Source organism: Streptomyces sp. NPDC059534 (assembly GCF_042743475.1).
Classification (GTDB): domain Bacteria; phylum Actinomycetota; class Actinomycetes; order Streptomycetales; family Streptomycetaceae; genus Streptomyces.
Window position 1 is genome coordinate 40,293 of the sequence record NZ_JBHWAQ010000035.1, and the last position, 15,401, is coordinate 55,693.

Genomic DNA, 15,401 nt, shown 5'->3' on the forward strand with positions numbered 1-15,401 from the left:
CATTCCCGCTCGAACCGGCCGGCCCCGCCGCTCCGTCAGCCGACGGAGCCCGCCGGGACGAGGCGGGAGCGCGCCGGGGTGTACTGGGCGGGGATCCTGGGGGCGTACGCGGCGGGGGTCCGGGCGGCGTAGACGGGCCGGCCGGCGGTGTGCCGGACGGCGAGGATCGAGCGGTGGAGACGGCGCAGCCGCGCCGAGGGTTCCATGCCGCTCTCCCCGGTGAGCGCGCCGCGCAGCCGTTCGTAGGCGGCGAGGGCCTCGTCGTGCTGGCCGCAGCGCAGCAGGGCGACCATGAGGTGGGCGTGCAGGGGCTCGTTGGTGCGGTAGCGGGCGACGAGTCCGGTGAGTTCGGAGACGAGTTCGGCGTGCCGGCCGAGGCCGAGCTGGGCTTCGACCCACTGGTCGAGGACGCTCAGCCGAGAGGTTTCGAGGCGTTCGATCTCGCGGCGGAGGCGGGGGCCCGCGGCGACGCCCGCGTAGGGGTCGCCGCGCCACAGGGCGAGGGCCTCGCCGAGGCGGAGCGCGGCGCGCGGGAGGTCGCCCGCCTCCATGGCGCGGTAGCCGGCGCCGGCCGCCCGCTCGAACTGCCAGACGTCGTGGACGCCGCCGCCGGTGTCGAGCCGGTAGCCGCCGGGCTGGGCGACGAGGACGGCGTCGGCGGTGCGCCGCTCCGACCAGCCGGGGCGCGGTTCGGCGGGTTCGGCGCCGCGCAGGGCACCGGCGATGAGGGTGCGCAACTCCGTTATGTGTGCCTGGAGTTCGGCGCGGGCGGCGCGGGGCGGGCCGGACGGCCACAGCTCCTCGGTGAGGACCGTCACGGGCACGACCTGGTCGGCGCTGGCCGTGAGCAGGGCGAGCAGCTGCCGGGGTGCGGCAGCCGTCGGGGTGATCGACACCCCGTTCTCGCGTACCGACAGTCCCCCCAGGATCCGGACGTCCACCTTGCCCCCTCAGTGCCTGTGCGGTGTCTGCGCGCGGGATGACCTCTCGATGATTAGAAAAGACCCCCGTAGGCATGTCAATAAGAAACCGTAGGGTACGGAATACGGAACCGGGATATCGGGGTGATTCACCCCCTTTATGGTGGTTTTGAACCGTCAAGTTTTCGTCATTGGCGCAGACATGTACCCGGCGGAAGACTGTTTCCGGACTCGGGGGTACGCTTTCCGGGGGTCCTCGCGGACCGCGGAGGCACCAGGAACCGCGAGTTCCGGCCAGAAACCGACGCGGGGGTACGGTTCGCGAGGACCCCTGCCGCACGGCCTAGAGCACGGCGGCGGCGGTGAGCAGGCCGAAGGCGACGGTGACCAGAGCCGTGCGGACGCGGTGGAAGAGGTTCCACCGCCCCTCGAAGGCGGCCCGGACCGCCGCCGGGTCGTCCCCCGCACTCCCCTCCGACGCGGCCAGCGCCACGTTGAGCGGGACGTTGCCGGCGACGGTGACCACGTGGTTGAGGGCCGCGCAGACGAGCCCCGCGAGGACGAGCCACTTCTGGGTGTCCGTACGCCCGTCGACGGGCACGAGGAAGGCGGCGGCGGGGAAGGCGATCACCCCGAGGAAGACGGTGAGGAACAGCGGCCTCGGCACGTACTCGTTGATCCGGCGCATCGCCGGGACGAACTCCGCGTCGGTGAGGCGGGCGAGGGCGGGCATGATCCCGGTCTGGAAGATCACCAGGAAACCCGCGTAGAGACCGGTGCATCCGACGGCGAGGGCGAGCAGCAGGGTGGCCATGCGGCCATTCTGGCCCGCCGCCCGCCCTCCGCGCCGGTGGTACGGACAGTTCCCCGGACACGTGTACGAGCCAGGGGGTGCCGGGTCGATCACGCCGCGAGCCCGGCCCGATCGGCAAGCCACCGCCCGGGGCGCGGCTCGGCCGACCGGCCCGGTCGCGCGGCTCAGCTGTACGGGTCGCCCGACCGCAACTCGCCCTCCCTGGACGGCCCTTCGCTCCCGCCCTCGTCCGGGCCCATGAGTCCGTAAGCTTGCCGGACGGCGTCCGCCAGCTCCTGGACCACCGCCGAACCCGACCGGCCGGCGATCGCCCCGGCGTGGTTCGCGAGCGCCCTCAGCCCCGGGTCGCCCGGCAGGTCGCCGCCGCGCAGGGTGTCCGCGAAGTAGGCCGAGATCGCCGTCAGTTGCAGGCTGTCGTGACCCTCGTCCCAGAGACCGGCGGTCAGCGCGCCCGTGGCGACCGTGCCGGACCGCTCGTGCGGCGCCCGGGTCGCCGGGTCGAGCCAGCGGACCGTGGCGGTGGCGACCGGGCCGCTCGCCCCGGGCCGGGTCTTCACCGCGTACAGCGCGGTGACGGTGTGCCCGGCGCCGATCTCACCGCCGTCCACCCGGTCGTCGCGGAAGTCCTCGTCGGCGACGCTCCGGTTCTCGTACCCGACCAGCCGGAACTTCTCGACGGTCCGCCGGTCGAAGGCGACCTGCGCCTTGGCGTCGCGGGCCCGCAGCTCCACGTGCGTGGGCAGCTGGTCGACGAAGACCTTCCGCGCCTGCGCCGAGTCGGCGACGTACGTCGTCTGGCCGTCGCCCCGGTCCGCGAGCCGTTCCATGAACGCGTCGCCGTACTCGCTGCCCACCCCGACGCCGAAGAGGGTGATCCCGTACTCCCGGCGCTCCTCCTCGATCCGGGCGAGGATCGTCTCCGCCTCGGTGGCGCCGGTGTTGGCGAGCGCGTCCGACAGCAGCACGACCCGGTTGGTGGCGCCCGCGCGGTGGCCCGCGACGGCCACGTCGTACCCGGTGCGGACACCCGCCTCCACGTTGGTCGACGAGCTCGTCCCCAGCGACTCCACCACCTCGTGGATCCGGCCGCGGGCCGCCCCGACCCGCGTCATGGGCAGCCGGGTCTCGGCCTCGGCGCTGAACGTGACGAGCGCGATCGAGTCGTCCTCGCGCAGCCGGTCGGCGAGCAGCCCGAGGGACTCCTTGACGAGGTCGAGCCGCCCCGGCTCGTCCATCGAGCCCGAGACGTCCACGACGAAGGTCAGGGCGGCGGGCGGGCGTTCGGCGCCCCGGTCCGCGCCGCGGGTGGCGAGCCCGACCCGGACCAGCGACCAGCCGTCCTGCCCGGTGCGGGCCCCGTCGAGGGTCACGCTGAAGCCGTTGTCCGCCGGGCGCGGGTAGTCGGGCCGGAAGCTGTTGACGAACTCCTCGGGTCGCACGGTCCCCGGCTCGGGCAGCCGCCCCTCGGCGAGCGTGCGGCGGGCGTAGCCGTACGAGGCGGTGTCGACGTCCAGGGCGAACGTGGACAGGTAGTCGGGGGCGGGCGGCGAGGAGCGCTGCTCGCCCTCCTGGGGCGCTCCGGTTCCGGTGCGCCCGCCGTCGGGGGCCGCCGGGGCGGTCCTGCCTCCCCCGCCGAACCCCCGGTCGGAACTGCTGTCCCCGCTCCCCGCGCCACAGCCGGTGACGGCCAGTCCGGCCGCGAGCAGCCCGGCGACCACGGCCGGGAACCGGGCCCCGCGGCGCCGGGCCGGCCGCGTGTTCTGTCGTCCCATGACATCTCCCCCTCTTCGTACGGCACTTGTGAATGTGACGAACGAGGAGCCCCGATGGAGCAGTCGAAGAAGTTGCGGATGGATCTCGATGCGGCAACGGCGACCGCTCCACACCCGGGTGGCATGGATTCGCCATCCTTTTCAACAGGGGTTGTCACCGTGTGCAGTCGCATGCGTACATGGAGTGGACATCGATCGGGCGGGGGTGGTCAGCGGTGGCAGAGAGCGCGGGCTCCGTGATGCTCGCCCGTTCGGCGATGAACCGGGCCGCGACCGAGGGGCAGCGACCCGCGGGACGCCCGGTCCGGGGTGCGCGGAGCATCAGCGCCGCGCTCGCCGGGCTGGCCGCTTCCACCCGGTTCGAACTGCTGACCTTCGACGACCCGGTCGCGTCCGCGGGCTGCGCCCTCCCCGGGCCGTTCCTGGAGCTGGCGGGAGCGTGCATGCGGGCCGCGGCCGAGCGGGCCGGCGAGGTCAGACGGATCGTCCCGAAACACGCGCGGCCCCGCCTCGAAGGGGGGCTCGGGATCCCCGGCCGGGCCCGCCTCGCCGAGGCGATCCCCTTCAAGATGATCGTCGTCGACCGCACGGTCGCCGCGGTCCCGCTCGATCTGGAGCTGCTCTACAACGGGCTGCTGCTGATCCGCGACCCGGTGGTGGTGCAGGCCCTCGTCCGCGCCCACCACGCCTGCTGGGCGGCGGCCGAGGAGCTGACGTCCATACCCCCGCCCCTGCCCCCGCCGTGTGGCCTGCCGTCCCAGCTGCGGCCGGTCCTCGACGCCCTCCTGTCGGGGCTCACCGACGAGACGGCCGCGGCCCGGCTCGGCATGTCGGCGCGGACGTACAGCCGCCGGGTCGGCGAGCTGATGGCGGCCCTCGGCACGACGAGCCGCTTCCGCGCGGGCGCGGAAGCGGCTCGAAGGGGGTGGGTATGAGAAGACCGTGACGACAGGCCCTAGGACACGATGTCCTTGCGGGCGAAGCCGCGGAAGGCGAGGGCGAAGAGGACCACGGCGTACGTCACCGAGATCGCCGTGCCCTTGACCATGCCGCCCCATTCCAGCTGGGGCTGGAGCGCGTCGATCCAGGCGAACTGCCAGTGCGCGGGCAGGAAGTCGCGCCAGTCGCCGAGCGCCGTGACGGCGTCCAGGACGTTGCCGACGATGGTGAGGCCGACCGCCCCGCCCACCGCGCCGAGCGGGGCGTCGGTACGGGTGGAGAGCCAGAAGGCGAGCCCCGCCGTGACCAGTTGGGAGGCGAAGACGAAGGCGACGGCGACGGCGATCCGGAAGACCGCGTCCCCGGCCCCCACCGAGCCGCCGGTCGGCAGCCGGAGCGGCCCCCAGCCGTAGGCGACCGTGCCGACGGCCAGCGCCACCAGCGGGAGGAGGACCATCGCGGCCGCGCTGTACGCGAGCGCGACCACCAGCTTGGAGGCCAGCAGCCGGGACCGGGGCACCGGCGCCGCCAGCAGATAGCGCAGCGAGGACCAGCTCGCCTCGGAGGCGACCGTGTCCCCGCAGAACAGCGCCACGGGAATGACGAGGAGGAAACCGGCCGAGACGAAGAGACAGGTCGCCGCGAAGTTGGCGCCGGAGGACGTCGCCGTGTCCATCAGGGTGATCCGGCCGTTGCCGCCGCCGTCCGCCGGGCCGCCGATCGCGAAGGCGGCGACCAGGATGAACGGCAGGGCGACGAGGATGCCGCCCATCACCAGGGTGCGCCGCCGCTTCCACTGGCGCAGGGCCTCCACGCGCAGCGGCAGGGTGCGTCCCGCCCGGTAGCCGGGGGCGGACTCCGCCGCGCCCGGAAGGGTGTCGGTGGCACTCATGCGGATCCTCCTCCGATCAGGGTCAGGAACGCGTCTTCGAGGCGCCGGTGCGGCCCGACCCCGGTCAGCGGCACGTCCAGGCGGACGAGTTCGCCGATGAGGGCGGTCGCGTCGGCGCCGTCGAGGCGGACCAGGAGTCCGCCGTCGGCGCGGGTGGCGGAGCCGACGCCGGGCAGGGCGGCGGTCTTCTCGACCAGGGCGTCGTCGATCTCCCCGGCCAGGGTCACCAGCAGGCTGTCGCCGGAGCCGGTGATCTCGGCGACCGGTCCGGCCTGGACCAGCCGTCCCCGGTCCATGACGACGAGGTGGGTGCAGGACTGCTCGACCTCGGCGAGGAGGTGGCTGGAGACGATGACGGTGCGGCCGCCGGCCGCGTACCGGATCATCACCTCGCGCATCTCGCGGATCTGCGGCGGGTCGAGTCCGTTCGTGGGCTCGTCGAGGATCAGCAGGTCCGGCAGGCCGAGCATGGCCTGGGCGAGGGCTAGCCGCTGCCGCATGCCCTGCGAGTAGGTCCGGACGGCGCGTTCGAGTGCGCCGCCGAGGTTCGCGATCCGCAGGGCCTCGTCGACGTGGGCGTCCTCGGCGGGCCGGCCGGTGGCCTTCCAGTACAGGTCCAGGTTCTCCCGGCCCGAGAGGTGCGGCAGGAAGCCGGCGCCCTCGACGAACGCGCCGACCCGGGAGAGGACCGGGGCGCCGGGCCTGATCGCCTGGCCGAAGACCCTGATCTCGCCCTCGTCGGGGGTGATCAGGCCCATCAGCATGCGCAGGGTCGTGGTCTTGCCCGCGCCGTTCGGCCCGAGCAGGCCGAGGACCTGTCCCTGTTCGACGCGGAAGGACAGCTCGCGGACGCTGTAGCGGTCGCCGCCCGCGTACTTCTTGGAGAGCCCGGTGATCTGCAGGGGCACGGCGAGGAGTTCCGGGTCGGGCGCGGGGGCGGCGGTCCTGCGGCGCGCGGTGAGCAGCAGGGCGGCCGCGGCGGCCAGGCCGAGGAGCGGCAGGCCCCACACCCACCAGGGCAGGGCGGCGGCCTGGGTCGCCAGGCCGGGCGCGGTGGGGACGGTGAGCGGGCTCTCGACGGCGACGGTGTACGTCGCGGGGACCGTCGGGGACGCGTAGCCGAGGTCGGTGGCGGCGAGGACCAGCCGCAGCCGGTGCCCGGCCTCCACCTCGTGGTCGATCGCGGGCAGGGTCAGCGTGAGCTCGCGGCCGGTGCGGGCGTCGTCGACGCGGACGGGGGCGACGAGCTGGGCGGGCAGCACCTGCTGCCGGCCGTCGGGCCCGACGTCGTACACCTTGGCGAAGAGGACGGCCGAGCCGTCGGCGGCGGTGGAGGTGACCCGGACGCGGACGGTCGGCGTGCCGGTGATCCGGACGGCCTCGGTCTGCGGCTTCGCGTCGAACCGGGCGTGCTGCCCGGGGAAGTCGAGGGAGAGGCCCACTCCGAGGGAGGAGAGCCCGGAGAGCCCGCCGCCGAGTCCGGGGACCGCCGAGACGGCGGGCGGCGCGGCGCCGGCCGGGTTGGCGAAGGTCTGCGGCCCGCCGGCCAGGGGGACGGCCGTGGTGCCGGCGGTCAGGCCGGGGTAGCGGTCGGCGGTCGCGGCGCGCAGCGTGGCCCGCCCGTCGGTGGAGTCGACGCCGCCGGTGCGGCTGACCCGGAAGGCGGGGCCGGTGTCGACGGAGGTGTCGCGCTTGAGCCAGCGGTCGAACCAGGCGCCGATCCGGCGCTCGACGCGGTCGGTCTCCCGGTCGCCGCCGTCGTGGCCGCCGGCGATCCAGTCGACGGCGACGGGGGCGCCGTTGGCGGTGAGGGTACGGGCCATGGCGTCGGACTGCGCGAGGGTGAAGAGGGAGTCCGACTGGCCCTGGACGAGGAGGGCGGGCACCTTGACGCGGGCGCCGACGGCGGACGGGCTGCGGGCTTCGAGGAGGGCGCGGGCGGCGTCGTCGGGCTTCCCGGCGACGGCGACCCGCTGGTAGAGGGCGCAGAGTTCGGGGGTGAACCGGCCGCAGCCGTCGGCGGCGGCGCCGGGCCGCTCCCCCGTGGAGAAGAAGATCCCGGCCCAGAGCTTCTTGAAGACGCCTTCCGGGAAGAGGGCGTCGGCGAGGTTCCAGTAGGTGATCTGCGGGGCGATGGCGTCGACGCGGGGATCGTGTCCGGCCGCGAGCAGCGAGATCGCGCCGCCGTAGGAGGCGCCGGTGACGCCGACGCGCGGGTCGCCGGGCTTGTCGAGGAGGACCTCGGGGCGGGCCGCGAGCCAGTCGATCAGCTTGCGGACGTCCTCGACCTCGTGGTCCGGGTCGTTGAGGCCGATCTCGCCGGTCGAGGCGCCGAAGCCGCGGGCGGACCAGGTGAGGACGGCGTAGCCGTCGCGGGCGAGCCGTTCGGCCTGGGCGCGGACGTCGTCCTTGGAGCCGCCGAAGCCGTGCCCGAGGAGGACGGCGGGCCGGCGTCCCGAGTCGTCTCCGGTGAAGTACGAGGTGTCGAGCCGTACCCCGTCGACGGAGAGGACCCGGTCCGCGCGGTGCACGGGCGGTGGATCGTCCGAGGCGGCGGCGGTCCAGGTGCCGGCGCCCGCGAGGACGGCGAGCGCGGCGGTGACCGCGGCCCACCGGGGAAGTCGGAGTCGCATGGTGTCGAGCCTAGGCGGGGCGGCGGCCCCGGCGCGGCGCTCCCGAGGCGGAATTCGGCGGCCTCCTGGAGTCGTACGCGTTACGGTCCGCGTACAGCAGGCGCGGTATGCGCACCGGGGTGCGCGCATCGGGAGGTGCGGGATGGAGATCCGGCGGGCGACGACGGCGGCCGAGCTGGTCGCGGCGGAGCACCTGTACGACGGCCCGGCGCGGCGGGAGTGGGCCGAACGGTTCCTGGCGGCGGCCGGTCATCTGATGCTGATCGCGTACGCGGAGGACGGCTTCCCGGCCGGGTTCGTGTCCGGGATCGAGATGGTCCATCCGGACAAGGGCGCCGAGATGTGCCTGTACGAGCTGTCGGTGGACGAGGGGCATCGGCGGCTCGGCATCGGCCGGGCGCTGACGGAGGCGCTGGTGGCGCAGGCGCGGGCGCTCGGCTGCCGGGGCGCGTGGGTGCCGGTGGACACGGACAACGAGGCGGCGCTCGCCACGTACCGGGCGGCGGGGGCGGCGGACGAGGGGGTCTTCGCGATGCTCGGCTGGACCTTCGACGAGGGCTGACGCGGGGCTCCGGCACGGGGACGGCCCCCGGGGTGTGCTGTCAGCACCCCGGGGGCCGTGGTCGGACGGGCCCGTCAGTGGTTGCGCGGGAAGCCCAGGTCGACGCCGGTCGGGCCCTCGGACGGGTCCGGCCAGCGGGTGGTGACGACCTTGCCGCGCGTGTAGAAGTGCACGCCGTCGTTGCCGTAGATGTGGTGATCGCCGAAGAGCGAGTCCTTCCAGCCACCGAAGGAGTGGTAGCCGACCGGCACCGGGATCGGCACGTTGACGCCGACCATGCCGGCCTCGACCTCCATCTGGAAGCGGCGGGCGGCGCCGCCGTCCCGGGTGAAGATCGCGGTGCCGTTGCCGAAGCGCGAGCTGTTGATGAGGGCGAGGCCCTCCTCGTACGTGTCGGCGCGCAGCACGCAGAGCACCGGGCCGAAGATCTCGTCCTGGTAGGCCGTGGCCGTGGTCGGCACGTGGTCCAGGAGGGAGAGGCCGATCCAGTGGCCGTCCTCGAAACCGTCGACCGTGTAGCCGGTGCCGTCGAGGACGACCTCGCAGCCCTCGGCGGCGGCGCCGTGCACGTAGGAGGCGACCTTGTCGCGGTGGACGGCCGTGATGAGCGGGCCCATCTCGGAGGTCGGGTCGTTGCCGGGGCCGATCTTGATCTTCTCGGCGCGCTCGCGGATCTTCTGGACCAGCTCGTCGCCGATGGCGCCGACGGCCACGACCGCGGAGATCGCCATGCAGCGCTCGCCGGCGGAGCCGTAGGCCGCCGAGACGGCCGCGTCGGCGGCCGCGTCGAGGTCGGCGTCCGGGAGGACCAGCATGTGGTTCTTCGCGCCGCCGAGCGCCTGGACGCGCTTGCCGTTGGCGGAGGCGGTGGTGTGGATGTGGCGGGCGATCGGGGTCGAGCCGACGAACGAGATCGCGGAGACGTCCGGGTGCTCCAGGAGGCGGTCCACGGAGACCTTGTCGCCGTTGAGGACATTGAAGACGCCGTCCGGGAGGCCCGCCTCGGCGAGCAGCTCGGCGATCTTCAGGGCCGGCGACGGGTCCTTCTCGCTCGGCTTGAGGATGAAGGTGTTGCCGGTCGCGATGGCGATCGGGAACATCCACATCGGCACCATGGCCGGGAAGTTGAAGGGCGTGATGCCCGCGACGACGCCCACCGGCTGGCGGATCGACGCCACGTCCACCCGGTTGGACACCTGGGTGGAGAGCTCGCCCTTGAGCTGGACGGTGATGCCGCAGGCCAGGTCGACGATCTCCAGGCCGCGGGCGACCTCGCCGAGCGCGTCCGAGTGGACCTTGCCGTGCTCGGCGGTGATCAGCTCGGCGATCGCGTCGCGGTTGGCGTCGAGCAGCGCGCGGAACTTGAAGAGGATGGTGGTGCGCTGGGCGAGCGAGGAGGTGCCCCACGTCGCGAAGGCGTCCTTCGCGGCGGCGACGGCGGCGTCGACCTCGTCGACGGAGGCGAGCGCGACCTGCGTGGTGACGGCGCCGGTGGCCGGGTCGGTGACCGGGCCCCAGTTGCCCGACGTGCCCTCGACGGTCTTGCCACCGATCCAGTGGTGGACGGTCTTCGTCATGACGAGTTACTCCTTCAGAGATGGCGGCGTCGGGCGGTGACGTGCCGGTCGTACTCCTCGCGGGCCTTGACCGCCGACGGACGCGTCGAGGTCTCGGCCACGGGCACATCCCACCACGCCTGGGCCGGGGGCGGGCCCGACACTGTGTCTGGCGTTTCGGTCTCGACGTAGACACATGTGGGAACCGTCGTGGCCCGCGCGTCCGTGAGGGCTTCTCGCAGGTCACGCACGGTGCGGGGGCGGAGCACCCGCATGCCGAGGGAGGCCGCGTTGGCACCGAGGTCGACAGGGAGCGGTGGTCCGGTGAAGCCGCCGTCCGCGTCCCGGTGGCGGTAGTCGGTGCCGTAGCGCTCGGCGCCGACGGCCTCGGAGAGGCCGCCGATGGAGGCGTAGCCGTGGTTCTGCAGGATGACCAGCCGCAGGGGCAGCCTTTCCTGGACGGCGGTGACGATTTCGGTGGGGTTCATCAGGTACGTACCGTCGCCGACGAGCGCCCAGACGGGCCGGCCGGGCGCGGCGAGCAGGACGCCGAGGGCGGCGGGGATCTCGTAACCCATGCAGGAGTAGCCGTACTCGACGTGGTACTGGTCGGTGGACCGGGTCCGCCAGAGCCGGTGGAGGTCGCCGGGGAGCGAGCCGGCGGCGTTGATCAGGATGTCGCCGCCGTCGACCAGAGTGTCGAGTACGCCGAGGACCTGGGCCTGGGTGGGGCGGGCGTCCTCGTCGGGGACGGCGTAGGCGGTGTCGATCCGCTCCTGCCAGTCCCGCTTGTCGGCGGAGATCCATCCGGCCGGTTCCCGCTGGTGGTCGCCGAGCGCCGCGGTGAGCGCGGCCAGCCCTTCGCGGGCGTCGGCGACGAGCGGCAGCGCGCCCAGCTTGTGGGCGTCGAAGCCGGCGATGTTGAGGTTGACGAAGCGGGCGTCCGCGGGGAAGAGGGTGCCGGAGGCGGTGGTGAAGTCGGTGTACCGGGTGCCGACGCCGAGGATCAGGTCGGCGGCCCCGGCGAGCGCGTTCGCGGTGGAGCTGCCGGTGTGGCCGATGCCGCCGGTCTCGCGGGGGTGGTCGTACGGCAGGACGCCCTTGCCGGCCTGGGTGGTGGCGACGGGGATGCCGGTCCGTTCGGCGAGGGCGCGCAGGGCCTCCTCGGCGCCGCTGTACCGCACGCCGCCGCCGGCGACGATGAGCGGGCGTCGGGCGGCCCTGACCGCCGCGGCGGCGGCGTCGAGTTCGGCGGGGTCGGGGCGGGGGCGGCGGACCCGCCAGATCCGGTCGGCGAAGAACTCCTCCGGCCAGTCGTACGCCTCGGCCTGGACGTCCTGGGGCAGTGCGAGGGTCACCGCGCCGGTCTCCACGGGGTCGGCGAGGACCCGCATCGCGGCGAGCGCGGCCGGGATCAGGGCCTCGGGGCGGCCGATCCGGTCGAAGTACGCGGAGACGGGGCGCAGGCAGTCGTTGACGGAGACGTCGCCCGTGTGGCGGAGCTGGAGCTGCTGGAGCACGGGGTCGGCGGGGCGGGTGGCGAAGGTGTCGCCGGGCAGCAGCAGGACGGGCAGGTGGTTGACGGTGGCGAGGGCGGCGCCGGTGACGAGGTTGGTGGCGCCGGGGCCGATGGAGGTGGTGACGGCGTGCGCGGAGAGCCGGTTCGACTGGCGGGCGTAGCCGACGGCCGCGTGGACCATGGCCTGTTCGTTGCGGCCCTGGTGGAAGGTCATGGGCGCGGGGTCCTCGACGAGCGCCTGGCCGATCCCGGCGACGTTCCCGTGGCCGAAGATCCCCCAGGTGGCGGCGATCAGCCGGTGGCGTTCGCCGTCGCGCTCGGTGTGCTGGACGGCGAGGAAGCGGACCAGCGCCTGGGCGACGGTCAGCCGGATGCTCATGCGTATCCCTCCGTGTGGTCCGGGTGGAAGCAGATCTTCCACTCCCGCTCGCCGCCCGGGCCCGCCATGACGTTGAGGTAGTAGAGGTCGTGACCCGGCTGGGCGATCGAGGGGCCGTGCCAGCCGTCGGGGACGAGGACGGCGTCGCCGTCCCGGACCTCGGCGAGGAGGTCAGCGCCGCCCGGCCGGGAGGGTGAGATCCGCTGGTAGGCGAGGCCGTGCGGGCCGGCGATCTCGTAGTAGTAGATCTCCTCCAGGACGGACTCGGCGCCGGGCCGGTGCTCGTCGTGCTTGTGCGGCGGGTAGGAGGACCAGTTGCCGCCGGGGGTGACGACCTCGACGGCGATGAGCCGGTCGCATGCGAAGGCGTCGGCCGAGGCGAAGTTCCGCACGCTGCGGGCACGGTCGCCGGTGCCCCGGGTCTCGACGGGAACCTCCGGCGCGGGGCCGTAGCGGGCGGGGAGTCGTCGCTCGCACTTCGCTCCTGCCAAAGCGAAGCGGCCTCCCGCACCGGAGGCGATCTGGGCGTGGGCGTCGCGCGGTACATAGGCGAAGTCGCTCACTCCGTCGAACACGCTCGCGCGGCCCTGGAGTTCGAGGATCTCGCCGTCGACGCGCACGCTACAGGCACCGGCGAGGGGAAGCACGAGCCATTCGTCTTCTCCGCTGTCGAACGCGTGCGTCCGCCCCGGTCCGAGGGTGAGGACGCGGAGGGCGGAGTACGTCCATCCGGCCCGTCCGGGGTCGATGTCGAGCGTGTACGGGCCGTGGGCGGTGGTGCCCGCGGGGAGGTGGAGGGAGCGGGGTCGGTCGGGGCTCATACGCGGATCCCTACCCCTTCTCCGGGATCGTTCCCGTGTTCCCCGGGATCGTTCCCGGGCCGGTGGGGATCGTTCCCGTGCCGGTGGCGAGGGCTTGGGCGATCTCGGCGGCGTCCGGCATGGCGGACGAGCAGGGCAGGCGGCCGGCCACGATGGCGCCGGCGGCGTTGGCGTGGCTCAGGGTCCGTTCGAGGTCCCAGCCGGCGAGCAGCCCGTGGACGAGCGCGCCGCCGAACGCGTCGCCCGCGCCGAGCCCGTTGACGACCTCCACCGGCAGCGGCGGCACCTCGGCGCGGGTGCCGTCGGCGGCGACCGCGAGGACGCCCCGGGGGCCCTGCTTGACGACGGCGAGCCGGACGGACCCGGTGGCGAGCAGCGCGCGGGCGGCGGCGTACGGCTCGCGCTCGCCGGTCGCCACCTCGCACTCGTCGAGGTTGCCGACGGCGACGGTGGCGTGGCGCAGCGCCTCGGCATAGGCGGTGCGGGCCTCGGCCGGGTCGCTCCAGAACACCGGTCGCCAGTCCAGGTCGAGGACGGTCGTCTCCTGCCCGGAGCGGGCCCGCAGCGCCTCCAGGGTCGCGGTGCGGCTGGGCTCGGCGCACAGGCCGGTGCCGGTGGCCCAGAAGACCCGGGCGGCGCGGATCGCGTCGAGGTCGAGTTCGTGCGGGTGGATCTCCAGGTCGGGGGCGTGGGGGCGGCGGTAGAAGTAGAGCGGGAAGTCGTCGGGCGGGAAGAGGGCGCAGAAGGTGACGGGGGTGGGGTACGCGCCGACCTCGGCGACCCACCGGGCGTCCACGCCGAACTCCCCGAGCTCGCGGCGGAGGAAGGTGCCGAAGGGGTCGGCGCCGGTGCGGGAGACGAGCGCGGTGCGGCGGCCGAGCCGGGCGGCGGCGACGGCCACGTTCGCCGGGGAGCCGCCGAGGAACCTGCCGAAGCTCTCGACCCGGTCGAGGCCGACGCCGCTCGTGAGCGGGTACAGGTCCACCCCGAGGCGCCCCATGGTGATCAGCTCGTACGGCTCCGTCTCCACGCGCCACCTCTCGCCGCGGCCGCCCTCGGCCCCGCGTCCAGGTCTAGCCGTCCGCCCGGAGGCGTGTCAACGACATGTCCGGACATTCGGACGTGCGGCCCGCTTGACGGTGCTCTCGGGCCCCGGCCAAGGTGGCAGTCATGACGAAGCCGTGGAAACCGTCACCGTCAGAGCCGTCCCGCCCGTCTCCGCCGCCGTCCCGTATCCGCGTCGGCTCCGCCCCGGACTCGTGGGGGGTGTGGTTCTCCGACGATCCGCGGCAGGTGCCCTGGCAGCGTTTCCTCGACGAGGTGTCCGGCGCCGGGTACGCGTGGATCGAGCTCGGCCCGTACGGCTATCTGCCCACCGATCCCGCGGTCCTCGCGGAGGAGACCTCACGGCGCGGGCTGCGGGTCTCGGCGGGGACGGTCTTCACCGGGCTGCACCGCGGTCCGGCCGTCTGGGACCGCACCTGGGCCCACGTCGCCGAGAACGCGGCCCTCGCCCAGGCCGTGGGCGCCAGCCATCTGGTCGTCATCCCGTCCTTCTGGCGGGACGACCGGACGGGCGAGGTCCTGGAGGACCCCGCGCTCACGGCCGCCCAGTGGCGGGACCTGGCGCGGCTGACCGAGCGCCTGGGCCGGGAGGTCCGCGAGCGGTACGGGCTGCGGATCGTCGTCCATCCGCACGCCGACACCCACCTGGACGGCGAGGAGAGCGTGACGCGTTTCCTGGACGCGACCGACCCGGAGGCCGTCGCGCTCTGTCTGGACACCGGGCACTACGCGTACGCCGGCGGGGACAGCGTCAAGCTCATCGAGACCTACGGCGAGCGGATCGGCTACCTCCATCTGAAGCAGGTCGATCCGGAGGTGCTGGCCGGGGTGGTGGCCGAGGAGGTGCCGTTCGGGCCGGCGGTGGCGCGGGGCGTGATGTGCGAGCCGCCGTCCGGGGTGCCCGCCCTCGAACCCGTCCTGGCCGCGGCGGCGGCCCTGGACGTGGACCTGTTCGCCATCGTCGAGCAGGACATGTACCCGTGCGAGCCGGACGTCCCGTACCCGATCGCGCTGCGCACCCGGCGTTTCCTCCGCTCCTGCGGCGTGTGACCGGCGCGCGGCGCGGCGCATACCGGGCTGACCAGGGGTGACGCACGCGGACACACCGATGGGCGCATGTGCCGCTTCCGTCACACAGGTCCCTGCGCCGTCACGCGTGTCTCCGTTACGCGGGTTTTGCGTCACAGGCGGTCGACAGCCGCTCTCCTTCCGAAGGAAGAGGTCGTTGCAAGGGGCACAGGCTGATTGATCGCCAACGCCCGCCCGCAGCGCCCCCGAACGGCACCCCCTGCCGCCGCTGCGCGGTGCGCAGGGAGGTACCGGCATGACGGACAGAAGTCTCTGGTCGTACAAGGACATCGCGGCACACATCCGGGTGCAGCCCGACACGGTCCGCTCCTACCGGAAGCACGGGCTGCTGCCGCCGCCCGACCAGGTGACGTCGGGCAAGCCCTACTGGTACGCGGACACGATCCGCGTCTGGGTCGCCGGCCGCCCCGGCAACCGGGCCCGGCGCGACTGACCCCGTC

General features: G+C 73.9%; 13 protein-coding genes. 4 read left to right on the forward strand and 9 right to left on the reverse strand.

Going from position 1 to position 15,401, the window contains the following annotated elements; translation table 11 throughout:
* Positions 1-35 precede the first annotated feature (35 nt).
* From ACFVZH_RS31835 to ACFVZH_RS31845, 3 genes are all read right to left on the reverse strand, one after another.
* Positions 36-941 carry a BTAD domain-containing putative transcriptional regulator gene (locus ACFVZH_RS31835; protein ID WP_384902773.1) on the reverse strand — a complete coding sequence of 302 codons (906 nt, stop codon included), beginning with the start codon at positions 939-941 and terminating at the stop codon, positions 36-38.
* A 322-nt stretch (positions 942-1,263) separates the two neighbouring features.
* Entirely contained in the window at positions 1,264-1,734 is a 471-nt protein-coding gene (locus tag ACFVZH_RS31840) for a DUF1772 domain-containing protein (protein WP_384902774.1), read from the reverse strand.
* Positions 1,735-1,898: 164 nt separating this feature from the next.
* The gene (locus ACFVZH_RS31845) at positions 1,899-3,506 is read right to left on the reverse strand and encodes a von Willebrand factor type A domain-containing protein (RefSeq protein ID WP_384902776.1); all 1,608 of its coding nucleotides are present in this window, start codon (positions 3,504-3,506) and stop codon (positions 1,899-1,901) included.
* 215 nt (positions 3,507-3,721) lie between these two features.
* Here ACFVZH_RS31845 and ACFVZH_RS31850 point away from each other — a divergent pair, with 215 nt between their 5' ends.
* On the forward strand, positions 3,722-4,441 hold the full coding sequence (locus tag ACFVZH_RS31850; protein ID WP_384902777.1) for a DNA-binding response regulator: 720 nt from the start codon (positions 3,722-3,724) through the stop codon (positions 4,439-4,441).
* Between the two features lie 20 nt (positions 4,442-4,461).
* Here ACFVZH_RS31850 and ACFVZH_RS31855 read toward each other — a convergent pair whose 3' ends face one another.
* On the reverse strand, positions 4,462-5,337 hold the full coding sequence (locus tag ACFVZH_RS31855; protein WP_384902778.1) for an ABC transporter permease: 876 nt from the start codon (positions 5,335-5,337) through the stop codon (positions 4,462-4,464).
* Positions 5,334-7,970, reverse strand: a complete 2,637-nt coding sequence (locus ACFVZH_RS31860; protein ID WP_384902779.1) for a CocE/NonD family hydrolase — start codon at positions 7,968-7,970, stop codon at positions 5,334-5,336. The genes ACFVZH_RS31855 and ACFVZH_RS31860 overlap by 4 nt, the downstream gene beginning before the upstream one ends.
* A gap of 142 nt (positions 7,971-8,112) precedes the next feature.
* On the opposite strand from ACFVZH_RS31860, the gene ACFVZH_RS31865 reads away from it, so the two are divergent.
* Positions 8,113-8,532 carry a GNAT family N-acetyltransferase gene (locus ACFVZH_RS31865; protein ID WP_384902781.1) on the forward strand — a complete coding sequence of 140 codons (420 nt, stop codon included), beginning with the start codon at positions 8,113-8,115 and terminating at the stop codon, positions 8,530-8,532.
* Between the two features lie 74 nt (positions 8,533-8,606).
* Here ACFVZH_RS31865 and mmsA read toward each other — a convergent pair whose 3' ends face one another.
* From mmsA to iolC, 4 genes are read right to left on the reverse strand one after another with little or no spacing between them, the layout of a single operon-like run.
* Positions 8,607-10,109, reverse strand: a complete 1,503-nt coding sequence (gene mmsA / locus ACFVZH_RS31870; protein ID WP_384902783.1) for a CoA-acylating methylmalonate-semialdehyde dehydrogenase — start codon at positions 10,107-10,109, stop codon at positions 8,607-8,609.
* A gap of 14 nt (positions 10,110-10,123) precedes the next feature.
* Positions 10,124-11,986, reverse strand: coding sequence for a 3D-(3,5/4)-trihydroxycyclohexane-1,2-dione acylhydrolase (decyclizing) (gene iolD / locus ACFVZH_RS31875; protein WP_384902785.1), 1,863 nt, complete (start codon positions 11,984-11,986; stop codon positions 10,124-10,126).
* Complete coding sequence (gene iolB / locus ACFVZH_RS31880) at positions 11,983-12,807, reverse strand: 5-deoxy-glucuronate isomerase (RefSeq protein ID WP_384902787.1); 825 nt, start codon at positions 12,805-12,807, stop codon at positions 11,983-11,985. Before iolB ends, iolD begins: the two co-directional genes overlap by 4 nt.
* A 10-nt stretch (positions 12,808-12,817) precedes the next feature.
* Positions 12,818-13,807, reverse strand: a complete 990-nt coding sequence (gene iolC, locus ACFVZH_RS31885) for a 5-dehydro-2-deoxygluconokinase (RefSeq protein WP_384902823.1) — start codon at positions 13,805-13,807, stop codon at positions 12,818-12,820.
* A 170-nt stretch (positions 13,808-13,977) separates the two neighbouring features.
* Here iolC and ACFVZH_RS31890 point away from each other — a divergent pair, with 170 nt between their 5' ends.
* Both ACFVZH_RS31890 and ACFVZH_RS31895 read left to right on the forward strand, forming a co-directional pair.
* Positions 13,978-14,922 carry a sugar phosphate isomerase/epimerase family protein gene (locus ACFVZH_RS31890; RefSeq protein WP_384902789.1) on the forward strand — a complete coding sequence of 315 codons (945 nt, stop codon included), beginning with the start codon at positions 13,978-13,980 and terminating at the stop codon, positions 14,920-14,922.
* A gap of 274 nt (positions 14,923-15,196) precedes the next feature.
* Complete coding sequence (locus ACFVZH_RS31895) at positions 15,197-15,394, forward strand: helix-turn-helix transcriptional regulator (RefSeq protein ID WP_384902791.1); 198 nt, start codon at positions 15,197-15,199, stop codon at positions 15,392-15,394.
* Positions 15,395-15,401 lie beyond the last annotated feature (7 nt).